Origin of the sequence: Pseudomonas sp. BN102 (assembly GCF_029871245.1) — a bacterium.
GTDB lineage: Bacteria > Pseudomonadota > Gammaproteobacteria > Pseudomonadales > Pseudomonadaceae > Metapseudomonas.
On record NZ_SSON01000010.1, the window covers coordinates 16,442 to 41,097 of the forward strand.

General features: G+C 63.1%; 20 protein-coding genes. 3 read left to right on the top strand and 17 right to left on the bottom strand.

Annotated elements, in window-relative coordinates; translation table 11 throughout:
- Nucleotides 1-21 precede the first annotated feature (21 nt).
- The gene (locus E8F12_RS00475) at nt 22-843 is read left to right on the top strand and encodes a transporter substrate-binding domain-containing protein (RefSeq protein WP_280323318.1); all 822 of its coding nucleotides are present in this window, start codon (nt 22-24) and stop codon (nt 841-843) included.
- Nucleotides 844-871: 28 nt separating this feature from the next.
- Here E8F12_RS00475 and E8F12_RS00480 read toward each other — a convergent pair whose 3' ends face one another.
- The 3 genes from E8F12_RS00480 to gabT all read right to left on the bottom strand — a co-directional run bounded on the left by E8F12_RS00480 (nt 872) and on the right by gabT (nt 3,449).
- Nucleotides 872-1,363, bottom strand: a complete 492-nt coding sequence (locus tag E8F12_RS00480; protein ID WP_151135773.1) for a winged helix-turn-helix transcriptional regulator — start codon at nt 1,361-1,363, stop codon at nt 872-874.
- 41 nt (nt 1,364-1,404) lie between these two features.
- Nucleotides 1,405-2,061 carry a 2-haloalkanoic acid dehalogenase gene (locus E8F12_RS00485; RefSeq protein WP_280291405.1) on the bottom strand — a complete coding sequence of 219 codons (657 nt, stop codon included), beginning with the start codon at nt 2,059-2,061 and terminating at the stop codon, nt 1,405-1,407.
- A 92-nt stretch (nt 2,062-2,153) separates the two neighbouring features.
- A complete protein-coding gene (gabT, locus tag E8F12_RS00490) occupies nt 2,154-3,449 on the bottom strand; it encodes a 4-aminobutyrate--2-oxoglutarate transaminase (protein ID WP_280323319.1) in 1,296 nt (431 codons plus the stop codon).
- 271 nt (nt 3,450-3,720) lie between these two features.
- Here gabT and E8F12_RS00495 point away from each other — a divergent pair, with 271 nt between their 5' ends.
- The gene (locus tag E8F12_RS00495; RefSeq protein ID WP_280323320.1) at nt 3,721-4,647 is read left to right on the top strand and encodes a glyoxylate/hydroxypyruvate reductase A; all 927 of its coding nucleotides are present in this window, start codon (nt 3,721-3,723) and stop codon (nt 4,645-4,647) included.
- 363 nt (nt 4,648-5,010) lie between these two features.
- A complete protein-coding gene (locus tag E8F12_RS00500; protein WP_280291402.1) occupies nt 5,011-7,146 on the top strand; it encodes a TonB-dependent siderophore receptor in 2,136 nt (711 codons plus the stop codon).
- Between the two features lie 91 nt (nt 7,147-7,237).
- Here E8F12_RS00500 and E8F12_RS00505 read toward each other — a convergent pair whose 3' ends face one another.
- From E8F12_RS00505 to E8F12_RS00570, 14 genes are all read right to left on the bottom strand, one after another.
- Entirely contained in the window at nt 7,238-8,068 is an 831-nt protein-coding gene (locus E8F12_RS00505; RefSeq protein WP_280323321.1) for a transporter substrate-binding domain-containing protein, read from the bottom strand.
- Nucleotides 8,069-8,173: 105 nt separating this feature from the next.
- Entirely contained in the window at nt 8,174-9,253 is a 1,080-nt protein-coding gene (locus tag E8F12_RS00510; protein WP_280323322.1) for a tartrate dehydrogenase, read from the bottom strand.
- 23 nt (nt 9,254-9,276) lie between these two features.
- Nucleotides 9,277-10,743 carry an NAD-dependent succinate-semialdehyde dehydrogenase gene (locus E8F12_RS00515; protein ID WP_280323323.1) on the bottom strand — a complete coding sequence of 489 codons (1,467 nt, stop codon included), beginning with the start codon at nt 10,741-10,743 and terminating at the stop codon, nt 9,277-9,279.
- A gap of 151 nt (nt 10,744-10,894) precedes the next feature.
- Complete coding sequence (locus E8F12_RS00520; protein WP_280323324.1) at nt 10,895-12,934, bottom strand: methyl-accepting chemotaxis protein; 2,040 nt, start codon at nt 12,932-12,934, stop codon at nt 10,895-10,897.
- A gap of 132 nt (nt 12,935-13,066) precedes the next feature.
- Nucleotides 13,067-14,224, bottom strand: coding sequence for an acetylornithine deacetylase (gene argE / locus E8F12_RS00525; RefSeq protein ID WP_280323325.1), 1,158 nt, complete (start codon nt 14,222-14,224; stop codon nt 13,067-13,069).
- Nucleotides 14,221-15,375, bottom strand: coding sequence for an FAD-binding oxidoreductase (locus tag E8F12_RS00530; protein WP_280323327.1), 1,155 nt, complete (start codon nt 15,373-15,375; stop codon nt 14,221-14,223). The genes argE and E8F12_RS00530 overlap by 4 nt, the downstream gene beginning before the upstream one ends.
- Complete coding sequence (locus E8F12_RS00535; RefSeq protein ID WP_280323328.1) at nt 15,372-16,796, bottom strand: FAD-dependent oxidoreductase; 1,425 nt, start codon at nt 16,794-16,796, stop codon at nt 15,372-15,374. Before E8F12_RS00535 ends, E8F12_RS00530 begins: the two co-directional genes overlap by 4 nt.
- Nucleotides 16,778-17,086, bottom strand: a complete 309-nt coding sequence (locus E8F12_RS00540; protein WP_280323329.1) for a (2Fe-2S)-binding protein — start codon at nt 17,084-17,086, stop codon at nt 16,778-16,780. Before E8F12_RS00540 ends, E8F12_RS00535 begins: the two co-directional genes overlap by 19 nt.
- Nucleotides 17,083-18,912 carry an ABC transporter ATP-binding protein gene (locus tag E8F12_RS00545; RefSeq protein WP_280323330.1) on the bottom strand — a complete coding sequence of 610 codons (1,830 nt, stop codon included), beginning with the start codon at nt 18,910-18,912 and terminating at the stop codon, nt 17,083-17,085. The genes E8F12_RS00540 and E8F12_RS00545 overlap by 4 nt, the downstream gene beginning before the upstream one ends.
- 1 nt (nt 18,913) lies before the next feature.
- On the bottom strand, nt 18,914-19,765 hold the full coding sequence (locus tag E8F12_RS00550) for an ABC transporter permease (RefSeq protein ID WP_280323331.1): 852 nt from the start codon (nt 19,763-19,765) through the stop codon (nt 18,914-18,916).
- A gap of 71 nt (nt 19,766-19,836) precedes the next feature.
- Complete coding sequence (locus E8F12_RS00555; RefSeq protein ID WP_280323332.1) at nt 19,837-20,790, bottom strand: ABC transporter permease; 954 nt, start codon at nt 20,788-20,790, stop codon at nt 19,837-19,839.
- Between the two features lie 72 nt (nt 20,791-20,862).
- On the bottom strand, nt 20,863-22,518 hold the full coding sequence (locus E8F12_RS00560) for an ABC transporter substrate-binding protein (RefSeq protein WP_280323334.1): 1,656 nt from the start codon (nt 22,516-22,518) through the stop codon (nt 20,863-20,865).
- Nucleotides 22,519-22,644: 126 nt separating this feature from the next.
- Entirely contained in the window at nt 22,645-23,919 is a 1,275-nt protein-coding gene (locus E8F12_RS00565) for an FAD-binding oxidoreductase (RefSeq protein WP_280323335.1), read from the bottom strand.
- 39 nt (nt 23,920-23,958) lie between these two features.
- On the bottom strand, nt 23,959-24,627 hold the full coding sequence (locus E8F12_RS00570; protein WP_280323338.1) for a haloacid dehalogenase type II: 669 nt from the start codon (nt 24,625-24,627) through the stop codon (nt 23,959-23,961).
- Nucleotides 24,628-24,656 lie beyond the last annotated feature (29 nt).

A 24,656-nucleotide genomic window follows, 5' to 3' on the forward strand; every position in this document is an offset into this window, starting at 1 on the left:
GCGGTTCTCGGAGGGTCAACGATGCTCGACTACCTATGCCACCGGCTACCCAAGCCCTGGTGGCTAGGGGCGTTGCTGAGCGCGGCATCTTTCTCCACCCCGGCCGAAACTATTGTGACCTTGTTGGTCGACGAAAACTACCCGCCCTATGCCTACCGGGCAGCCGATGGAACGGCCACCGGTATATACCCGGACATCCTTCGTGCGGCTGAGACACAGCTGCGTGGTTACCGCTTGAGTCTGCAACCCACGCGATGGCGACGTGCGTTGGCCGAGGTCGAGGCTGGACGAGCACTGGCGGTGGTGCCACCCTTTTTCCGACCACAGGAGCGGCCGTTCATTGGCCGCTATTCGACACCACTTCTGGAAGAACAGGTGGCGGTGTTCTGCCGCCACTCGGTATTTGCTAAGCGCCCACGCCAGCTCTGGCCTGAGGATTTCCAGGGACTGCGCTTCGGCGTCAACTTAGGCTCGCTCTCAGCGGGCACAGCGTTCTGGCAGGCGAAGTCGAACAAGCTGATCAAAGTCGAGGAGGCTCCTGGAACACGCTCCAACTTACTCAAGATGCTGCGCGGACGGATCGACTGTTTCGCCTTTGACCGCATATCCACGCTCAGTGTGTTGGCCGAGCTTAAGCGCAGCGGAGATTACGACGAGGCCAGGGACGGGCGTATCGTAGAAGGACCGATTCTGAACAAGGACACCGCACACGTCGGCTACACCAACCGCGACCAAGGCCGCTTCCCTTTCAAGGAAGATTTCGCTACACAACTGGACACGGCACTCGACGCGATGCGGCGCGCTGGGGAGGTTGACCGAATCATCCAACGCTATACGGATTGAAGGATTCGTGCGAGCCGATGTCGGTCGATTACTGCTGGCTCAGCAGTTTGCGCAGCGGTACGCCATCCTTCAGCACTGGCGACTTGATGACGATATAGCTGAAGTACTTGGATATTCCGATGTTCTTGTCTAGCAAGCCCTCCATAACCTCCTGATAGTGCTGAATGCTGCGGGTCATGAAACGTGCCAGATAGTCGTAGCCTCCGCTAATCAAATGGCACTCCAATACCTCATCGACCAATCGAATGTTGGACTCGAATTTCGCAAAGTCTTCGCGCTTGTGGTCGCTCAAGGTTATCTCGGTGAACACCGTTACTGACTCGGTAATCTTGGCCAGATTGAGGTGGGCACTGTAGCCGGAGATATAACCTGCCGCCTCTAGCCGCTTGACCCGCTGCAAGCATGGGCTGGCTGAGAGTCCTACGGCATCGGCCAGGCTGACGTTGGTTATGCGGCCGTCTTTTTGCAACTCAACCAGGATGTTGATGTCGATCCGGTCCAGCTTGACTATACCTTCCATCGCCTACCTCTCGAGTAACCGATTCGATCTTTCTAACAAATTCAGCGACGCAATGACAGTTGATGTTGCGCCACCAAGTCGGCCATGCTGCTAGCGCAAAAGTCCGCATTCGCCGGTTGGGCATACTCAGTCTCGTCGCGACGGATAAGACAAAGGTCTACCGACGCTGGCGTGTTAGCTGACGGGGCGGAAACCAGCAGGATATCTTTGGGTTCCAAGTCATTGGCTGATAGCCAGGCGGGATCCAACAGCGGATTGACGGACCGAGACAAGAGATCTTCGGGAGGGATCCCCAGGCGCTCGCAGAGCGCATCGCGGTCGGCATTATCGCGATCGCCGTACACTAGCAGTCGATAGAACTTGCGCAGGTACAACATCGCGCCGGGCGCGTCCTCGAACAGCGACCAGTCGCCAGTCGAGCGAGCAAACGTCATGCCCTCCTCCCAGCTGCTTTCGAGCCCCAGGCGTTGCGCCAACTGACGGTGCGCGAAGCACAGCAGACCGCCGAAGCCGAGTTCGCCGAAGCGTGGATAAAGCGACTGGGCAACCTGCCTGAACTCGGCCAGTACCTCCTCCTTACTCAGTGAACCTGGGTGATTCTCGAGCAATGGCTGCAAGGCCACCCAGATACCGGAATCTCGATCGACCAGAACCTCGTCGCAGTCGACCAGCAATGCACGATAGTCAGTCAGTTCCATGGCCTTTCTAGGCTCCCTCGCTGCGTTTCATGAATATGAATCCCTGACAGCCTCGGCCGATGCCGCATGCCTGCATCGACCGAGGGCTGGGCTTAGTTCAGAACACGCTCCAGCGCTGCCTCGAGGATATCCAGCGCCTCATCGATTTGGGCCTCTTCGGTGACAAGCGGCGCGAGGAAACGCAGTACGTTACGGTGTACGCCGCACTTGATCACCAGCAGGCCGCCGTTACGGGCCTCATCGATGATTTTCTGATTGAGCTCGGGGTCGGGGCTGCGGGACGCGTCGTTCTTGACCATCTCGATTGCCAGCATGAAGCCGGTTCCGCGCACGTCGCCAATCTGCGGATAACGCGCCTGGAAGCGCAGCAGTCCCTGACGCAGGCGCTCGCCTAGCTGGTCGCCACGGGCCAGCAGTCGCTCGCGCTCGTAGGTCTCGATCACCGCCAAGGCCGCCGCGCAAGCCAGAGCATTGCCGCCGTAGGTGCCACCGAGGCCACCGGGGGTCGGCGCGTCCATGATCTCCGCCCTGCCGACCACACCCGAGATCGGCATACCGGCGGCCAGACTCTTGGCCACGGTGACCAAGTCAGGTTGGATGCCGGCATGCTGGAAACCGAACCATGTGCCGGTGCGGCCGAAGCCGGCCTGAACTTCGTCGAGGATCAGGACGATGCCGTGCTGCTCGGTCAGCGCCCGCAGCGCCTGGAGGAATTCCGGCGGCGCGGTGAGGAAACCGCCGTCGCCCTGTACCGGCTCGATGATGATGGCCGCGACGCGCTCCGGCGAGACTTGCGTGGCGAACAGATCGTTGAGGGCGTTCAGCGCCATCTCGCTGGTGAAGCCGCGATAGGCATTCGGGTAGGGGGTGTGGAAAACCTCAGGCGCCATGCCGAAGTTCTGCTTGTAGGGCAGGCTCATGCCGGTGAGGGTGGTTCCGAGCAGGGTGCGACCATGGAAGCCGCCACGGAAGGAGATCACCGCGGGGCGCTTGGTATGGGCGCGGGCGATCTTCACCGCGTTCTCCACGGCCTCCGCACCGGAGGTGAACAGCGCCGCCTTGTGCGCAATGCCGCTGGACCCGCCGACCAGCTCACACAGACGTTGTACCAGGTCGAGATAGGGCTGATAGGCCACCACCTGGAAGCAGGCATGGGTAATCTTCTCCAACTGCGTCTGTACCGCTGCGACCACTTGCGGATGGTTGTGACCGATATTCATCACACCGATGCCGCCGACGAAGTCGAGGTAGCGCTTGCCGTCGACATCCCACAACTCCGCACCCTGGGCTCGATCGATGACCAGCGGATGGGCGGTGACCAGGCCACGCGGCACGAACCGATCACGCTGTTGGAGCAGATAAGGGGTTTCTTCGCATTTGCTGTTCATGGCATCTCCCATAGTGAGCCGAGCAACCGGGAGGCGGCTGCGATGCTGATGAGGTTAAGCCTTCGCGGCAAAGTTCTAAGCCGAACTTGGCCGCCGAGAAATTCGGATCAACTGTTTTCCTCCCGGCAAACGGCAGAATCGGCCACGGCATGGAATCTGCCGGATTCGACCCGAGACAACTCGGCATGCTGCGTTCAGCGAGGCCATTTCGACATTTACTGCTCTGACGCTGCGGCACACTGGATGCCTTCGCATACAGGAGGAAATGCCCATGGCACTGCTCTACAAAGCCGACCCGGTGCGCGGCGAAAGATGGCAAGCGCTGTTCGCTGAACAGGCGCCGGATATTGAATGGCGTGCCTGGCCGGATATCGGCGACCCGCACGACGTCCGTTACCTCGCGGCCTGGCAGGCACCGGAAAATCTCGACTCATTGCTACCGAACCTGCAGGTGCTTTTCGCCCTATCGGCTGGTGTCGATCAGCTCGACCTGGGCCGCCTGCCACAGTCCTTGCCGGTGGTTCGTCTGCTCGATCCAGGCATCACCAAGGGCATGTGCGAATACGCCAGTTTCGCCGTGCTCGGGCTACACCGGGACATGCTGCGCTACCGTCAGCAGCAGGCCGAGAAATGCTGGCAGGCGCACCGGTTGGTGCCGGCACACCAGCGCCGGGTCGGGGTGCTGGGCCTTGGTCTGCAGGCGCGGCAGATACTCACCACCCTGCAGCCCTATGGATTCGCCCTGTCCGGTTGGGCTCGCAGCCTGCACCACATCCCCGGCGTCGACTGCTTCGCTGGCCCCGATCAACTGCCGGCCTTCCTCGGCCAGTGCGACATCCTGCTCTGCGCCCTGCCGCTGACCGAGCAGACCCAGGGGATTCTCGACCGCGAACTGTTCCAACAGCTGCCCAAAGGCGCCGCGCTGGTCAACATGGGGCGCGGTGGCCATCTGGTAGAGGAGGATCTGCTCGAAGCCCTGGATAACGGTCAACTCAGCGCCGCGGTGCTCGACGTACTGCAGCAGGAGCCTGCCGGGCCGGATCATCCGTTCTGGCAGCACCCGCAGATTCTGCTGACCCCGCATATCGCTGCGATGACCCAACCGGAAAGCGCCTTTTCTGTGCTGCTGGAGAATATCCGTCGCCATCAGCGCGGCGAACCCATGCTCGGGCAGATCGACCGCAAGCAGGGCTACTAGTTCCCTGCTTGAACAACTTGCCCCCGGGCGAGTGCATCCCGTTATGACGTATGCCGAGGCGGGCGACGCCTCGGCATACGTCATTGGGTGATTACAAAAGCCACGACGGTCGTACACCGCCAAACGCTTAGCAAACTCCACGCACCGGAGCGAACCTGACACGAGTTCGAACCCGTCTTCGCTCGCAGAAAACAATTCTGCTGAATCTACATCGCGCTACGGCGGCGTCCCCTTCTTCTTCTGAAGTAGAACAGCAGTAGATACGGGCCGGGCAAATCATAATAAATCAAATGCTAATGATTCGTATTGAATATAAAATTCAAATGAAATCAATGCCCTCCCTATCGAAGGACGCTACCCACAATGCGCCATACCACCCTCGGGCTCTTCCTCCTGCATACGCTCTCGCCTGTCGCATGGGCCGAAGACCCGCCCGTTGAACGGGCTCCCTCTGCGCTGCAACTCGAGTCGACGACCATCAGCTCCTCCGCCGACAATTCGGAGCGCGCCGACGGACCTGTGGACGGCTACCGGGCTACACGATCAGCCAGCGCGACGCGCACCGACGTCGCGCTCCACGACACGCCCCAATCGGTCAGTGTCGTTCCCCGGGATGCGATCGAGGACAGCGGCGCGACTCGCCTTCGTGATGCACTCGACTATGCCGGAGGGGTCGGCCGGGCCAACAATTTCGGCGGCCAGGGTCTGACGACCTTCACCGTGCGCGGCTTCACCACCGGCGAGTTCTATCGTAACGGCTTTCCCATAAATCGGGGTTACCCCAATGCTCCGGACGCCTACACCATCGAGCGCCTCGAGGTCTTGCGGGGCCCCGCCTCGACCCTCTATGGTCGAGGAGATCCGGGCGGAACCTTCAACGTAATCACCAAGCAGCCCCAGGCCGAATCACGAGTGACGCTCGGCAGCCAGATCGACGATCAAGGTCTGCACCGCGCAACGCTCGACGCCACCGGCGCCCTGGATGAACCAGGCGATCTGACCTACAGACTGAACCTGCTGGGCGAGGGTGGCGACAGCTTCCGCGACGGTGTCGAATCGGAGCGTTACGGCATTGCACCGGTATTAAGCTGGCAGCTCTCCAATGCGACACGGATCGTCCTGGAGGGCGACTTCATGCGCAACAACCATCCGCTGGATCGCGGCCTGACCCGTTTCCCCAACCAGATCGGCAACCCCTCACGCGATATCAATGCCTGGGAGAGAGGCAGCGATAACCTCCTGCACAATGACAATGCCATGGTGCAACTGCGCTTCGATCATTGGCTCAACGACAGCTGGATGCTTGCCGGCGGAGTTCAGCAGTTGAACGGGACGTTGCAAGGCAATGCGGTCGAAGCAAATGGCCTGCAGGCCGACGGTCGCACCATGGGACGCAACTTCAACTACCGCAAGCTGGAGTGGGATGACCGCGACGTGCAGTTGAACCTAACCGGATACTTCAACGCGCTGGGCCTTGAGCACACGCTACTAACCGGCGTGGAGTACGAGGACTTCCACTACAAATCGCTCATTCGGCGATCCAGCGGAGCCCTCGGTTCCTATCCGATCGACATCTTCGAACCGGTATCGGGCCAGCCGCGCCCTGCTCTGACCCGCACTACCACCCACGACAACGAAAAGCTGCAGACCTGGGCTCTTTTCGTGCAGGACCAGATAACCCTCACCGAGCGACTCAAGCTTCTCGCCGGCGTGCGGATCGAACGTTTCGAACATGACTATCGCAACTATTTGCCGGGAAGTCGCAGCTGGGAGAAGGCCGACAATGCCATAACGCCGCGGGCCGGGCTGATATACGACCTGACCGACAGCCTGGCCGTCTACGTCAATGCGGCGCGCTCCTACAAGCCTAACAGTGGCGCGAGTCGTCTCGGCGCAGGCTTCGACCCGGAGCAAGGCAAGTCCTACGAAGTAGGCGTGAAGTGGGAAGCACTCGACGGACAACTGAGCGTCGACGCCGCGGTTTACCACATCGTCAAGCAAAACGTCCTGACCCTGGACCCACTCGATCCGAGCTTCAGCGTCGCGGCCGGTGAGGTGCTCAGCCGTGGCTTCGACCTGAACCTGGCCGGCAACATCACGCCCGAGTGGCGCATGATTGGAGGCTACGCCTTCGTAGATGCCGAAGTCAGGAAAGACAACAACCTGCCATCTGGAACGCCTTTGGCCAACATTCCACGCAACAGTTTCAGCCTGCTGAACATGTACGAACTCCAAGACGGTGCCGCTAAAGGCCTGGGGCTGGGCGTGGCGGTGAAGTACGTCGACGAGCGCGTCGGACAGACAAGTGCGACCACCTACGACATGCAGGGCTATGGCGTGGTCGACCTGCTGAGCTTCTACAAGCTCAATGAAGATGTCCGACTGAACCTGGATGTGAAGAATCTGTTCAACGAGGAGTACGAGGAGGGGGCGTTCAACTTCTATGCGTACCCCGGCGCACCGCGCACCGTTCAGTTCGGCATCGCCTACACCTTCTGACCGACGCGTTCGGCTCGCTCAAGCACGGCCAGGCGCAGTTGCCTGGCCTCGGCGGCAGCACGAGTCATCCGAGCGCCCTCCGACTGGGCAGCTAAATGCCGGCAGCCTGCAGCTGAAGTGGATAGATCGCATCATAACCAGTCACGATGCGATAGATGACGCCCTCCCGCTCGAGATCGGTCAGGACGGCGTCGAGGCGCTTCTTGAAATCCTGCTTGTACGGATAGGCCTGCGGGTTGGTGCGGGTATAACCAAGATGCCCAGACTCGCCGGAAAGCCAAGGGCCTTCGATCACCCAGCCAAGACCGTACTGCCCGAAAACGCCGTCGCTGTGCATTTGCTCCAGCTCCCAGAGCACTGCACGGCGGTCGTTGATATACGCATCCAGGCGACCGCGATAAAGCATGGCCAGGCTTGTTCGGTTGTCCTTGACGTAGACCTGATGCAACTCGCCCCTGGCAAGCATGCGCTGGTAATCCCGATTGAGGACATTAATGAAGCCCCTGTTCTGGCCGATGCGCAGGCCGCCGTAGGCTTGCGGAAACTGCTCGTCGGGAAGTTTCCGGGCCGCCTCGGCGCGCAAGAAGACCACCAGCTTTTCCCGCAGTATGGGCCGCGAATAGTCCATCCACGGCCGCTCGCTGAGCCGGTAGTACGGCGGATACAGGGCAAAGGCCCGGCCCTTGGACAATTCCCTAAGGGCGCGCGCCCAGGGCAAGGGACGTATCTGTACGCGATACTCGGGCATGCGGGCGAAGGCCGCCCGCAGAATATCGTGGTAGAGCCCCTTGGCCTGGTAGCCCTCGGCATAGCTGTAAGGCGGATAGCCGGCGTCACAGAGAATGGTCACCTCGATGGGCGGGCTCGCCCAGCTACCGGCATTCAGCCCGCACGCCAGCATCCCAACCAACAACCTACGCATATCCAGTCCCTCGAACGGCACGGCCGCCGCCGAATCTCACGCAAAAAAAAGCCCGCAGTGTGAACGGGCTAAGAGGGTTACGAACCAGGTGATCAGACAAGGATTTCAGAGCGCCGATGCGATTGCGGCCCCGACATCCTGGGTCGAACCTTGACCGCCAAGATCGGGAGTGATCGGCCCCTCGGCGATGACCCGTTCGATAGCCCGGAGGATTCCATCGTGGGCAGCCCGGTAACGCTCGTCGCCATTCCCGAGGAAATCCAGCATCAGCGCGCCGGACCAGATCATCGCAATGGGGTTGGCGATGTTGCGTCCGTAGATGTCCGGCGCCGAACCGTGCACCGGCTCGAACAGCGAGGGGAAACGCCGTTCCGGATCCAGGTTCGCCGACGGCGCGATGCCTATGGTGCCGGCGCATGCCGGGCCCAGGTCCGAGAGAATGTCACCGAAAAGGTTCGAGGCTACCACCACGTCGAAGCGATCGGGCTGCAGCACGAAACGCGCGCAGAGAATGTCGATGTGCTGCTTGTCCCAACTCACTTCAGGGTACTGCTCGGCCATCCGCTCGGTGCGTTCATCCCAGTACGGCATGCTGATCGAGATACCGTTGGACTTGGTCGCCGCGGTCAAGCGCTTGCGCGGTCGAGTCTGCGCCAGGTCGAAGGCGAACTTGAGAATCCGGTCCACACCACGGCGCGTGAACACCGACTCCTGCAGCACGAACTCATGCTCGGTGCCCTCGAACATCTTGCCGCCCACCGAGGAATATTCACCCTCGGTATTCTCGCGGATCACCACGAAGTCGATGTCGCCCGCTTCGCGACCGGCCAGCGGACACGGCACACCTGGGAACAGGCGTACGGGACGGATGTTCACGTACTGGTCGAAGTCGCGGCGGAACTTGAGCAGCGAGCCCCACAGCGAAATGTGATCGGGCACCTTATCCGGCCAGCCCACGGCACCGAAGTAGATGGCGTCGAAGCCCTTGAGCTGTTCGAACCAGTCGTCGGGCATCATCTGCCCGTGCTCCAGGTAGTAATCGCAGTTAGCCCACTCGAGCACTTCGATGCTCAGATCCAGATCCCACTTACGAGTAGCCTGTTCGAGCACCCGCAGCCCTTCGGGCAGCACTTCCTTGCCGATGCCATCGCCGGCAATCGCAGCAATTCTGTATGTCTTGCTCATGCGTCAGTCCCCTAGAATTCGCCTCAAGCGCCCAGCAGCCCACCGATATGGAAAGCCTTGATTTCGAGATACTCGTCCAGCCCGTACTTGGAACCCTCGCGGCCCAGGCCGGACTGCTTGACGCCACCGAACGGCGCCACCTCCATCGAGATCAGTCCGGTATTGAGTCCGACCATGCCGAACTCCAGCGCCTCGCCGAAACGCCAGGATCGACGCAGATCCTGAGTGAAGAAGTAAGCGCCGAGGCCGTACGGGGTGGCGTTGGCCATGGCCAGGGCCTCTTCTTCAGTGCTGAAGCGCATCAGCGGCGCGACCGGCCCGAAGGTTTCCTCGTTGGCCAGCAACATGCCGGCATGGGCCTCGCCGAGCACCGTCGGTTTGACGAACTGGCTGTCGCCTTCTGGCGTACCCCCGCAGAGCAGGCGGGCCCCCTGGCTCAGGGCATCGTCGATGTGTCGGGCGACCTTGCTCACTGCCGCGGCATTGATCAGCGGACCGATGGTGACAGCGGACTCCATTCCATTGCCGACCCGGAGCTTGCCCACCTCCTCCACCAGGCGCGCAGCGAAGCGCTCGTAGATGCCGTCCTGCACCAGGATTCGATTGGCGCAGACGCAGGTTTGCCCGGCGTTGCGGAACTTACTCTGCATCACCCCGGCGACCGCCTGTTCGAGGTCGGCATCGTCGAACACGATGAAGGGCGCATTGCCGCCCAGCTCGAGGCTGAGGCGCTTGATCTGGTTGGCGCTCTGGCGCATCAGCAAGCTGCCCACGGCAGTCGAACCGGTGAAGGAAATCTTGCGCACGGTCGGATTGCTGGTCAGTTCCTCGCCGATGCCCGCCGGAATGCCGGTAATCACGTTGAATACCCCTGCCGGGATGCCAACGCGCTCGGCCAGCACTGCCAACGCCAACGCCGACAGCGGGGTCAGATCGGAGGGTTTGACCACGATCGGGCAGCCAGCCGCCAGAGCCGGTGCGCATTTGCGGGTAATCATCGCATTTGGGAAGTTCCAGGGCGTGATGGCCGCGCACACACCGACCGGCTGCTTCAGGGTAAGCAGGCGACGATCGCCGCTAGGCGCGGGAATGGTTTCGCCATACACCCGGCGAGCCTCCTCGGCGAACCATTTGACGAAACTGGCGCCGTAACGAATCTCGCCCTGGGCTTCAGCGAGCGGCTTGCCTTGCTCGCAGGTCATGATCAGTGCCAGATCGTCGAGATTGTCGAGCATGGCCTCATACCAGCGCTCGAGCAGGGCGGCACGCTGCGCGGCGGGCCGTGCTCGCCAGGCAGGCCAGGCACGTTCGGCCGCTTCGATGGCGCGGCGAGTTTCGCTGCCCTGCAGAGCTGGAACCCGGGCGAGACACTCGCCGTTGGCAGGGTTGACGACATCGAGAGTGGCGTCATTGTCGGCGCTCACCCACTGGCCATCGATATAGGCACGTTCCACCAACAGGCTGGGATCTTTCAGACGATTCTTCAACATGGTCGAGTCCTGTTCCGAGACAGACTTCAGTCTATTGAGCCGAGGCAGACGAGGATGCTGAAAGCGCCGCTAGAGCGGTGACGGATGCTGAAATTCATCCGCCAACGGCAGGCTCTGCCGATGCTCCGCAACAGACACGCCGGGCGTCGACTCAGATCACGAAGTGCCTGACCATATCGCTCATCTCCCCGGCGAGATCCGCGAGTTTGCGGCTGGACAGCTGAGTCCGATCGGCTCCACTGGAAGTCAGCGCGGCGACCTCGCGAATATTGAGCAGATTCCGATCCACCTCGCGTGCTACCTGGGATTGCTGCTCGGTGGCGCTGGCGATGCACAGGTTCCGTTCGTTGATTTCGGTGATGGCGCCGACAATGCGCTGCAGTGCCGCACCCGCGGCGCGGGCCACCTCCAGGGTCTCCCGGGTTCGCCCATCGCTGCTGCGCATGGCCCGCAACGCCTCCTGACTACCCTGCTGCACCGCGCCAATAATGGTTTCGATCTGCCGGGTAGAATCCTGGGTGCGCCGGGCCAATGCTCGTACCTCGTCGGCCACCACGGCAAAACCGCGGCCGCTTTCGCCGGCCCGCGCCGCTTCGATCGCCGCATTCAGGGCCAGCAGGTTGGTCTGCTCGGCGATCGCTCGAATCACGTCCAGCACCGAACCGATGTCGTCGATGCGACCGGCCAATGACTGCAATGCCTGCGCAGTGCATTCGATATCGCCGGCCAAGGCCTCGATGGCATCGACCGTGCGGATAACGCTGTCCTGCCCCTGACGCGAGCACTGGTCCGCCGACCGCGATACCTCGGAGGTGGACACCGCGTTGCGCGCCACCTCTTCGATGGCCGTGGTCAGCTGGGTCACGGCAGCGGCGGCCTGGTCGAGTTCCTCGCACTGGCGCTGCAAACCGCAGGAGGCCCCCTCGGTTACCGTGCTCAGCTCGCCCGAAGCCGTGGCCAACTGCTCTGAAGAACACACGATATGCCTGACCGTGACGCGCAGATCGGTTTGCATACGGTGTAATGCCTGCAGCAGGCGAGCCGCTTCGTCGCGGCCGTTACTTTCCAGCGGCTGGCTCAGGTCGCCCTTGGCGATACGCTCGGCGGCAGCCATGGCCTCTCTCAGCTGAGCGAGCAAACGCATAACGATCAATGCGGCGACTGAGCCGCCAATCAGCAACAGTGTCAGCAGAGCGACGGACATGAGCTGGGTGTGGCGGCGGTGTTCATCACGCCGCTCGCCCAGCCTCTTCTCAAGCTCCATCAACGCCGAGTCACCAATCGCCTGCAAGCCGTCGATCGACCGAGCATAAGCGGCCAGGTAATCCGCCACCGGGTACGTCAGCTTCAAGCCGGCACCACCGCCAGCAAAATCCAGTTCTATGGCCGAGATCAATTCTTTGTCGGTCAATGCCAAGGCTTTCTGGATCTGCGGACGCAGCGAAGCCAGCGGTGCCTCCAGCATGGCCGCGAGCGCCGGATCGGCGGCAGCAGCCTTGGCGAACGCGCGGCTCATCCTCTCGGCGCTGGCCAGCGCCTGGGCACTCAGCCCCATTAGGGCGCCCTGCTGCTCCGGCAGAATGTGACCCTGGGCCAGATACTGGGCGCCGTAGCCACGCAGCTGGCCGAACAGCTCGGCGGTCTGCGGCATCTCAATCAGCGCTGCGTTGATCAGCGAAGCGGTGTCCAGAAGCGGATCCAGCGCCAGCTCAAAGTGATCGAGCAAGGCATCCTCGATCAGCAGGCTGGACGCGATCATCTGAGCATGCTCTTGCAGGCTCTGCCTGGCGCCAAGGTCACCTTGGCCGATCCTCTCGGAAAGGGCGCGCCATTGCTCACGCACCTGCTGCCAGGCGGCCAGCAGATCCGCTTCGACATCAGCTGCGTGCAGTGCCCGCTCGCTCGCCTCGAAGGCACGTTGCAACTCGGCCTGTTTATCCTGGCGGGCCTGCCGCAGGCTGCTGTCGCCGCCAAGCATGCTGGCGGTGAGATCGCGATGCTGCTGGGTCAGCGCGACCAGCTGCAGCAGCGTCCGCACCGGCACGACGCCACGCAATTCACGCTCGGCTTGATTGCCGCTTTTCAGCGTGCCTACCAAGTACAGAGTGGTAGGCACCAGGACAAGGGTGAGGGTCAATGCACCGAGCAAGACGAACTTGGCGGAGAAGGAGAAGCATTCCATGGCTTTCATGGCAGGGGTTCCAGCAGCGCTCGGGACCACGAGGAGTCTCAACAGTCCCGCTTTATGGTTATGGTTCTTTATCGCCTGCGTAGCCGCGTGGCCCGGCTGCGGGCGCCATGCGGCCGTAGCAGAGCGGCGACGCTACACCTTCAGCGAGCCCAGCAGCCCATCGAGAAAACGCTCGCCGGCGTCCATCTGGGTCAACTCGACGAATTCGTCGGGCTTGTGCGCCTGCTCGATGGAACCGGGACCGCAGACCACTACCGGCACATCCAGGCGCTGGTTGAACAGTCCTCCCTCGGTGCCGAAGGAGACCTTGGCGGTGCCGGTATCCGCCGGGGCGAAGTTCTTCAGAAAGCGCACGGCCTCGACACTGGGGTGGGTATCGAGGCCGGGATAGACGTTCAGCGTCTCGATCTCGATGGCCGCGACGCTGGACAGGCGCCTGGCCTCAGCGACTATCGCCTCTGCGTTCTCGCGCATCTGCTCGATGAACTGGTCGAGGTCGTCGGCCGGCAGGTTGCGCACCTCGAAGTCCAGGGTGCACAGGTTCGGCACGATGTTCAGCGCTTTGCCGCCTGCGATCTGCCCGACGTGCACGGTGCTGTAAGGCACATCGTAGGCCGCATCATGAGCGCCCTGCTGTTGCAGGCGGTGTTGCCCCTCGCGCAGCGCGGCGATGAAGTCGCACGCCAGGTGAATGGCATTGGCCGAGCGCGGCGCCAGGGACGAATGCGCCTCCTGGCCACGGCACAGGGTGCGGTAGGAACCCTTGCCCTTGTGGCCGAGAACGAACTGCATCTCGGTGGGCTCGCCGACGATACACAGCATCGGCCGCACAGGCGCCAGATGCAGCACATCGAGCAGGCGCCGCACACCCACGCAGCCGATCTCCTCGTCATGCGAAAGGGCCAGTTGCAGGGGCCGGGTCAACGGCGCTTCAGTCGCGCTGAGCATGGCGTCGACGGCCAGGGCGATGAAGCCCTTCATGTCGCAGCTGCCACGGCCGTAGATGCGCCCATCGCGCACCGTCGCCTGGAACGCCGGCACCGTCCAGGCCTGACCGGCGGCCGGCACTACGTCGGTATGCCCGGACAGCAGGATGCCTGGCACATCGCGCGGGCCGACGCTCGCGAACAGGTTGGCCTTGCGCCCGCTCTCGTCCTTGACGATCAGCGACTCGATGCCCTTGCTCGCCAGCAGCTCGCGGACGTAGTCAATCAGCGCCAAGTTCGACTCCGAGGAGACGGTCTCGAAGGCGATCAGTCGTTTGAGGATGTCCAGCGCCCGCGCTCTCACGATGCCTTGCTCCGCGGCTCGGCCGTGCTAGCGAAGCGACTGACGTGGAAGGCCGTGATATGGGTACAGGTACTACCGGTACTGATCAGCTCGGCCATCACGTCGCCTACGCCAGGGCCGAGCTGGAAGCCGTGGCCGCTGAAGCCGAAGGCGTAATAGAGGCCGTCGACCTGGCCGCTCGGGCCCATCACCGGCAGGGAGTCCGCAACGTAGCCCTCGATACCGCTCCAGGTACGGATGATGTTCAGCTTGGTCATCTGCGGCGCGAGCCGGCACATCTGCTGCATCTGCTTGAGCAGGCTCTGTGGATCGAAGTGGGCGCGGCGGTTGAGCATGTCCGGCTTGGTGTGGTTACAGCCGCCGATGATGATGTTGCCGCGGGGGATCTGGCGGAAGTACAGCACTTCCTCGGGGTGCTTGGTGTACACGCCGATCACCGTTTTCAGCGCGTAGGGCACCGGCTCGGTGACCGACATTTGCGGCCCCTTGGCGATCAGCGGGACCGGCTCGCCGAACTGCGCGGAAAGCTTCTCGCCCCAGGCGCCGGCGGTGATCAGCACCTGCTCGGCGCGGTACTCGCGGCCGTCGCTGGTGGTCACCCGGAACTGCCCGCCGAACTTCGCTACGCTGGTCACCTCACAGCGCTCCTCGATACGCGCGCCTGCGCGCCGAGCGGCGCGGGCGAAGGCCGGTGCGGCGAGGCGTGGGTTGGCGTGGCCGTCGTGCGGCGCATAGGAGCCACCCTTGACCTCCGGCCCGAGGAACGGGAAGCGCTCATGCAGCTCTCGACCGCGATAGATTTTCAGATCCAGTTCCCGAGCTTCGGGGGCAGCCGCATAGGCCTCCAGCTCGGCGATCTGCTCCTCGCGGTAGCAAACACGCATCTGACCGCTGGCGACGAATTCCAAGTCGTCGTCAATCAACTGCGGCAGGCGCTTCCATAGGGCGAAGGAGCGGTTGGCCAGCTCCAGCTGACCGAGGAAACGCCCCTGACGGCGCACGTTGCCGAAATTCACCCCGCTGGCATATTGGCCGATCATGTCCCGTTCCAGAAGCACCACCGAGCGCCCGCGCTGACGCAGGAAGAATGCCGAGGCCGCGCCCATCAGGCCACCACCCACGATCAGTACATCGGTTTGTTCAACGCTCACGGCGACACCTCATCGACTAGCTTGATTTCCTCGGTCAGCATCGACAGCGGCTTGACCGGCGCCTGACCGCGCTGACGGCCGACCAACTCGACCGCGACGCCAGCCGCCGCGGCGATCACCTCGGCGCCGGCCTGCGAGCAGTAGCGGCCCTGGCAGCGGCCCATACCGACCCGGCTGAAGGCCTTGGCACGATTGACCTCGCAGGCGCCCTTCGCGCGCACCGCGTCGCGCAACTCGCCGGCGGTGATCATTTCGCAGCGGCAGACGATCGCCTCGTCCGGCAGCGCCTCGGCTTGCGCCGTGGGCCAGGGAAAGGCCTGGTACAGGCCCCGGCTGAACTGTTCCATCACCGCCAAGGAGCGGCGCTGCTGGGCCAGCGACTCGCTGTTCACGGGTTGCCGCAGATCCTGCAGCAACGCCATGGCGGCCAGCCGTCCGGCGTGCTCGGCGGCGTCGGCGCCGCGGATTCGCGTACCGTCGCCGGCGGCATACACGCCCTCGACCGAGCTGCGGCCCTCTTCGTCGGTATCCAGCACCCACTGTTGCGAGGGCTCATGAAAACGCATGCGGCAACCGGCGAGGTCGGCCAACTGGGTTTCCGGGCGCAGGTGATAGCCGAGGGCGACCGCGTCGCAGTCGATCTGCAGGCTGTCGCCCTGTGCGGTGCGCACACGCACGCCACTGACGCCTGTACTCGCATCGCCCACTAGCCACAGCGGCTCGACCCCCAGATGCACCGGGATACCCGCCAGATAGAGCTTGGCCAGCAGCTTCATCCCGGTGAACAGCACCCCGGGGCGGGCGAGCAATTTGGGCAGGGCCGCGACGCGCTTGCGCAGCGGCGAGGTATCGAGCACCGCGGCCACCTCGGCGCCGGCTTTGAGGTACTGGCTGGCGACCAGGTACAGCAGCGGTCCGCTGCCCATGAATACCACCCGGCGACCGATGGCCACCGCCTGCGCCTTCAGGGCGATCTGCGCGCCGCCCAGGCTGTAGGTGCCGGCCAGCTGCCAACCCTCGATCGGCATCAGCCGGTCGGTGGCACCGGTGCAGAGAATCAGCGCGTCGTAATCGACGGTCGTGTGCTTGCCCTGGCTGACGCAGCACAGCTGGCCCGGCGTCAGACTCCAGACCAGAGTGTCGGGCCGGTAATCGATCTGCCCGCGCAGGCGGTCGAAGCTATCGTGCAAAGCTTTGGCCTTGTCCGCCTCGCTGCCGTACAGGGTGGCGTAATCGCGGCGGAAACCCTCGGGCTGCCGGCGATAGATCTGCCCGCCGTCGCGGCGGTTCTCGTCCAGCACGATCGGCCGGATGCCGGCGGCCACCAGGGTCTCGGCACAGCGGGTGCCGGCCGGGCCGGCACCGACTATCACCACGCGCACATCGTCTTTATCGACGTTTTTCAACCACGCAGCGGCCATATTGCCTCCGGTTGTTTGGTCACGATATCCAGCCCTTCGCGGACTTCGTTGGAGCAGGCGCGCAGGCGCTCGCCACTGCGGGTCCAGACCCAGCAGTCCTGGCACGCGCCCATCAGGCAGAAGCCGGCGCGGCGGCCCGGGTCGAACTCCGACTGGCGTAGCGCCGACACCCGGGTCAGCAGCGCAACCATCAGGGTGTCGCCCTGCAAGGCCTCGATGGGCTCGCCATCGACCATCAGCCTCACCTTTGCCCGTTGATGCTCGGCCAAGCGTACGAAACGCGCGTTCATGCGTAGGTCCCCACTAGCTTCATGCTGTTCATGCCCTGCTGCGCCTTGAGCAGCTCGCCGCTGCTGCGATGGCAGAGCACCTCGCTGCCGCCGGCGATGCCGCTGCGCGGCGGCATGCTGCGATTGCACAGACCGTCGACCCGCACCGGGCAACGGTTGAGGAAGGGGCAGAGCTTCACCCCGGCGGCCGGCTCGCCGATTCGCGGCAGCGCGCCGTAGTTGGCGCCGCAGTTTTCCAGCCAGCCCTGGCGCAGCTCCGGCACCGAATTGATCAGCAGGTCGGTGTAGGGATGGAAAGGCACCTGGGCGAAGGACTGCTGGTTGCCCGCCTCCACCTTGTGGCCGCTGTACATCACCACAATGTCGTCGCACAACGCACGCACGGTGGATATGTCATGACTGATGAACAGATAGGAAACCCCGAGTTCGCGACGCAGATCGCGCAGCAGCTCGAGGATCGCGGCCCCAACCACAGTGTCCAGCGCAGAGGTCACCTCATCACAGAGGATCAGGTCCGGCTCGGCCGCCAACGCCCGCGCCAGGTTGATGCGCTGCTTCTGGCCACCGGAAAGCTCACCCGGCCGGCGCTGCGCGATGCTCGCCGGCAGCTGCACCAGCTCCAGCAGCTCGGCCATCCGCCGTTGCTGCTGCGCCCCTTTCATGCCGTGGTAGAAGCGCAGCGGACGACCGAGGATGTCTTCGATGCTGTGCTTCGGATTGAGTGCGGTATCGGCGTTCTGGAACACGTACTGCACACGACGGAACTGATCGCGAGTGCGCCCGGCCAGCGAACGGCTGAGCGGCTGTCCGTCCAGCAGGATCCGCCCGGCCGACGGTTCGGCCAGGCCGGCGATGGCCTGCGCCAGGGTGGTCTTGCCCGACCCCGACTCGCCGATCACGCCCACCGCTTCACCGCGGCGGATCTTCAGATCGACGTCGTGCAGCACCTTCTTCGTGCCGTAGCAGATCTCCAGGCCGCGCACCTCGAGCAACAGACCCTCCTCCGCGGGAGCGATCTCCTGCTCACCCACATTGTTCGCCGCCGGCTTCATCGCCTCCAGCAGGCTGCGGGTATAGGGGTGCTCCGGCTCTTCGAGGATCTGCCCGGTGCTGCTGTTTTCTTGAATCTGGCCGTCGCGCAGAACGATGATGCGGTCGGCCATCTGCGCCACGACTGCGAGGTCGTGGGACACGTAGATCGCCGTGGTATCGCGCTCACGCACCACCTGTTTGAAGGCGCGCAGCACTTCGATCTGGGTGGTGACGTCCAGCGCCGTGGTCGGCTCGTCGAGAATCACCAGCGCCGGATCGGTGATCAGCGCCATCGCCGCCATCAGACGCTGCAGCTGCCCGCCCGAGACCTGGTGCGGATAGCGCGAGCCGATGCGCTCGGGTTCCGGCAGCGCCAGCGCGCGGAACAGCTCGACGGCCTTGGCCTGCGCTTGCTGCCGCGTCAGCACGCCATGGATCAGCGCGCTTTCGATCACCTGCTCCATGATGCTTTTCGACGGGTTGAACGCCGCGGCCGCGCTCTGTGCGATATAGGCCACGGTGCGGCCGCGCAGCTTGGCCAGCTCGGCGTTCGACAGCTTGAGCACGTCGACGTCGCCGATGCGCACCGAGCCGCCGACGATGCGGCAACCGGCGCGCGCATAGCCCATCAGAGACAGCGCGATCGTACTCTTGCCCGAGCCGGATTCGCCGATCAGCGCCAGCACCTCGCCCTTGTTCAGGCTGAAATCGGCACCGTGCACGATCGGTACGTCGACGCCCTCTTCGTTGCGTGCGGCCACACGCAGACCGCTTACCCTGACGATTTCGTTCATCTCACTTCTCCGTCTCGCGCTTGGACCGCCCGCCGAAGCTGTCGATGAGCAGGTTGACCCCCATGGTCAGGGTGGCGATGGCCACCGCCGGCGCCAGCACGGCCGGTGCGCCCTGGCCCAGGCCATCGATGTTCTCGCGCACCAGCGAGCCCCAGTCGGCGTCCGGCGGCTGTATGCCCAGGCCGAGGAAACTCATCGCGCTAAGCAACAGCACCACGTACACGAAGCGCAGGCCGAAATCGGTCAGCACCGGGCGCAGCATGTTCGGCAGCACCTCGACGAAGATGATGTAGGGCATGGCTTCACCTCGCGTGCGGGCGACCCGGACGAAGTCCATGGTCATCACGTTCACCGCCACGGCCCGGGCGATGCGGAACGAACCCGGCATGTAGGCGAAGGCGGCCATCACCAGCAGCAGCGGCACTGAGGAGCCGAACGAGGCGACCATGAGCAGGGCGAAGATCTTGTTGGGGATGGCGATCAGCGCATCCTGGGTACGGCTGATCAGCGCGTCGACCCAGCCACCGGAGGCGGCCGCCACCAGCCCCAGCACCACGCCGGCGGTGCAGGCCAGCAGGGTGGCCACCAGGGCCAGGCCGATGGTGTAGGGCGCGCCGTACAGCAGCCGGCTCAAGATATCGCGGCCCAGGTAATCGGTGCCCAGCGGGAACTCCCAGCTGAGTGGGCCGAAGAAGTCATCGCCGATCAGGGCGTTGGCGTCGTACGGCGCGATCAGCGGGCCGATAAAGGCCATCAGGGCCCAGAACAGTACGAGCAGCAGGCCGATGGCGCCGCCAACGGATAGCGAGAAGCGACGTTTGCGGTGCTTAACGGCAGAGGCCTGATCCTTCATCGGTCCTTCCGTAGGCAATGCGTTATCGCCATCACGCGTTCCGTTTGGTTTCGGTGTATTGCGGTTCGCTTTCATTTACGCAGCCTCGGGTTGGAAAGAATTGCACAGAGGTCAGCCAGCAGCACCAGCACCAGAAAGCCAAGGCAGAACATCATCACGCATGTCTGTACCAGCGGCATGTCTCGAGTAATCACACCGTTCACCATCAACGTCGCGATGCCCGGATAGTTGAAGATCGACTCAACAATCACCACGCCACCCAACAGATATGAAAGGCTCAGCGCCACGGCATTGGCGATCGGTCCGATGGCGTTAGGCAATGCATGACGCAGCACCACGCGGATCGGCCGCGCCCCTTTGAGCACCGCCATTTCGACATAGGGGGCGCCGAGCTGATCAATTACCGCGGCCCGAGTCATGCGCGCCATTTGCGCCGTCAGCACGCAGCACAGGGTCAACACCGGCATGGCGTACACGCGGACCAGCTCACCGAACGTGTGGACATCGACGTTGCGCGACAGCGCCGACAGCCAGCCCAGCTTCACCGCGAAGATCAGCACGGCGACGGTGGCGATCAGAAATTCCGGCACGGAGACGGCGAACACCGCCAGCATGTTGCTGTAGCGGTCGAAGATCGAGCCGCGGTACATCGCCGAGAGGATGCCGATGGTCAGCGCCAGAGGCACCGAGACCAGCGCGGTGATCGCTGCCAGTCTCAAGGTATTGGGCAGCCGGCTGGCGATCATCTCGTCGACCGCCATGCCGTTGACCAGGGAGATACCGGGATTGCCGGTGACCAGTCCGCCCAGCCAGTAGAGGTAACGCAGGTACACCGGCTGGTCCAGGCCGAGCTGCGCACGCAGGGCCGCCACCGCCTCCGGGGTCGCCTCCTGGCCGAGCTGCTCCTGGACCGCATCGCCGGGAAGCAAGCTGGTGAGGAAGTAGACCACCAGCGACACAATAAGCAACGTCAGCACGCCGACAGCCAGCCGACCAATCACAAGGCGCGCAATGGTGCTGTTCATAACTGAACCCTTTTATTCTATGGCGCCGCCTGCACTGCCCTGCAGACGGAGCCTTGGTTATCGAACCAGCGTTCAGGCATCCAGCCAGACGTGTTCGGCGAACATGTAGCCCATCAACCCACCGAGCGGATGGGGAGAAAGGCCTTTCAGCTTGGCGTTGTGGCCGTCGAGGCTGCTGTTGAACTGCGGAATACCGATGCCGCCGTGCTCATGCACCAGCACCTGCATGTCGGCGTACATCTGTTTCCGCTTGGCCTCGTCGGTCTCGCCGCGGGCGGCACGCAATAGTTGGTCAAACTGCTCATTCTTCCAGCCCGACTCGTTCATGCTGGCGTCGGACTGGAAGAACAGACTGAACAGCAGATCCGCGGTCGGCCGTGTACCGACGTTGCCGAAGCCCAGCGGGTGCTTCATCCAGTGGCTGGACCAGTAGCCGTCTGCCGGTACCCGTTTGATATCGAGCTTGAGCCCGATCTGCTGGCCCGACAGCTGCAGCAACTGGGCGATGTCCAGCGAACCGGTAGCGGCTTCGGAGGCCACCAGAGGAATGGAGCGCCCGGTCATGCCAGACTTCTGCAGGTGAAACTTGGCCTTCTCCGGGTCGAACTCACGCTGCGGAAGACCAGCGAAGTAGTAGCGGTTGCTCGGGGCGATCGGTTGATCGTTGGCGATGGTGCCGTAGCCACGGTAGGCGACCCGGTTGATCTGCTTGCGATCGAGCAGGTGCTTCATGGCCAGGACGAAGTCCGGATTCTGCACCGGGCCCAGCTCGTCGCGCATCACTAGGTCGGTATAGCCACCGGTCTTGGTTTCCATCAAGGCGACCTTGGGGCTGTCAAGAAGGCGCGAAACCGAGCGCGGGTTGACCGGATTGATCAGGTCCACGTCGCCGGCCAGCAGGGCACTGATACGAGCCGCCTCGTCCGGGATGGAGAAGAACTCGATCTCGTCGAGGTAAGGCAGGCCCGGCTTCCAGTAGCTGTCGTTGCGCTTGCCGATAGAACGCACGCCCGGCTGGAACTCGACGCATTTGAATGGCCCGGTGCCATTGGCAATGCTGAAGTCGGTAGTGCCGTCTCGCACAATGAGGAAGTGTGTAGTGCCGAGGATAGCCGGCAGGTCCGCGTTCGGGCTGCCCAGGATGATCTGAATCTCGTGGGGACCAACAGCCTTCACTTCACTGAACTGTTTGGCGATGGCAAGTGCCTTGGAACCTACTTCGGGCACTTTATGGCGGTTAAGCGAATAAACCACATCCGCCGAGGTGAACGGCTTGCCATCGTGGAACACTACGTCCTTGCGCAACTTGACGGTCCAGGAGATCGCGTCACTGGTATCGAACGACTCCGCCAGGGCCATGCGCGGCACCAATTGCTCATCCAACGTGGTCAGGCCGTTGTAGAACATGTTGTGACGACAGTAGTCGGTGTAGTTCCCGCCCTTAGCCGGATCCAGGGTGTCGGCGGTCGAACTGGTCGCACTGGCTACCTTGATGCGGCCACCACGCTTGCCTTTACCGGTGCCAGTCTCGGTGCCGGTAGAGGTCGAGGCGAACACCTGACCGGCTGAGCCGAACAGACTGCCGGCGCCCGCGACAGCCACTCCCGCCAGTCCAAGCATTCGCAGCGCATCACGGCGCGACATGCCGCGATTGAGTCCCTCAAAAATACGTTGGCTTTCCGAGCCACTGATCAGCTGGGATTCGGTTTTATTCTTGTTGTCAGTCATATCGTTCTACCTGTCGATAATGAGAAGGCTCTAATGCCCGCATGAGCGGAGCCACCTGGTAACGCAAACGACGGTGAATCAACAGTTTCGCTAGTGTGGATACACTCTCCTTAACCACGTACGGGCTTAGTGCAAGTAGTCCTGAACCCGGTAATAGGCACCCACCAGCGGCAGGAACCACGGTTTGCCGAAATGACCAGGAATCGCCGGCCAGTTCAGCTCACCCCAGGGATTGGCCTCAGCCTTGCCATCCATTACGTCGGCCATCACCTGCCCCATGTGCACCGACATCTGCACGCCATGGCCGCTGTAGCCCATGGAGTGGTACACGCCGCCGTGCTGGCCGGCACGCGGCAGACGGTCGGAGGTCATATCCACCAACCCGCCCCAGCAGTAGTCGACTTTCACCTGGGCCAACTGCGGAAACATCTGCGCCATCGCCGCCTGCAGGATCTTGCCGCTCTTCGCGTCGGAGCTTCCTCCGGACATGGCGAAGCGGGCCCGACCGCCGAACAGCAGACGGTTGTCCGGGGTAACCCGGAAGTAGTTGCCGATCATGCGGCTGGTGACGTACGAACGCTGTTGCGGCAACAGGCGGCCGAGCAGCGTCTCGGGCAGCACTTCGGTGGCCACGATGAAACTGCCCACCGGCACTATCCGACGCCGGTACCAACCCAGGCCGCCGTGCTGACAGGCCCCGGTCGCTAGAAGGACTTGCCCCGCCTGCAGGCTGCCGCGACTGGTATCGACCCGATAGCCACCGGCCTCGGCCTTCCAGCCCTGCACGGTGGTCTGCTGGTAAATCAGCGCACCATGCCGCGCCGCCACTTCGGCCAGGCCAACACCGAAGCGCCCGATATGCATCTGCACGCCGTTGCGCTGCAAAAGACCACCATGGAACTGGGCCGAGTCGACTTCGGCGCGGGCTTGTTCGGCGGACAGCAGCTCGACCTCAGCATCGACTTCTCGACGGATCAGCTCGCAAGTCCGCGCAAGCCCCTCGTAATGCTGGGGCTTGGCGGCCAGCTTGAGCTTACCGCTGCGCCGGAGATCACAAGCGATCCCCTCCTCTTCCACCAGCGTGACCACACTCTTTACCGCGCTTTCATAGGCACGGTAATAGGCGCGGGCCCGATCGGCGCCGAGGCTGGCGACGAGGCTGCCATAGTCCTGGGCAACCCCGGTATTGCAATGCCCACCGTTACGCCCGGAGGCCTCGCCGACCACCCGGCCGGCCTCCAGTACCGCCACGCTCGCCCCCTTCAGAGCCAGCGCACGGGCCGCCGACAGACCGGTGAAACCGCCCCCGACTACGACAATATCGACTCGCGCCGGCAGCGCGCCGGTCTGAGCGCCGGTGAACGCCGGTGCGGTATCGAGCCAGTAGGACTCATTGCGCATGGCTAACCCCTTATCAAGTTGAGAAGTGACGGTTGCGACTCAGAGGCCGACCAGACCAGGCAGACCGCCGATATCGGTGATCTGGCGGTAGTTGTAGCAAGCGTTACCCGGCTGCTCATGGCCACGGGCGACGAAGGCCTTGTTCTTGATCTTCATGTCTTCGGCCGGCATCAGGTCGTAGCGGAAGCTGGAAGAAACGTGCAGCACGTCTTCCGGACCGCAACCGAGGTTGTCGAGCATGTATTCGAAGGCTTGCAGACGCGGCTTGTAGGCCTGGGCCTGTTGGGCGGTGAAAACCTTGTGGAAAGGCACGCCCAGCTTGTCGACGTTGGACATGATCTGTTCGTTCATGGCGTTGGAGAAGATCACCAGCGGGATCTTGTCGGCGATCTTCGCCAGGCCGGCCGTCACGTCGGGATGCGGGCCCCAGGTCGGCACGGCGTTGTAGTAAAGCTGGCCTTCGCCGCGATATTCGATGCCCCAGCGCTTGCACAGGCGCGACATGGCGGTATCGAGAATTTCATCATATGGCCGCCAGTCACCCATCACCTGATCCAGGCGATAAGCGGTGAAATCCTTGACGAACTGGTCCATCTGCTCAGGGGCAACGCGATCGGCGAACAGCTCGCGGGTCAGCGGCCCCATCTGGAAGTTGGTCAGCGTGCCGTAGCAGTCGAAGGTGATGTACTTGGGGCGCATGAAGCTCATATGGGCAGTCCTGAAAGTTCGTTGATAAA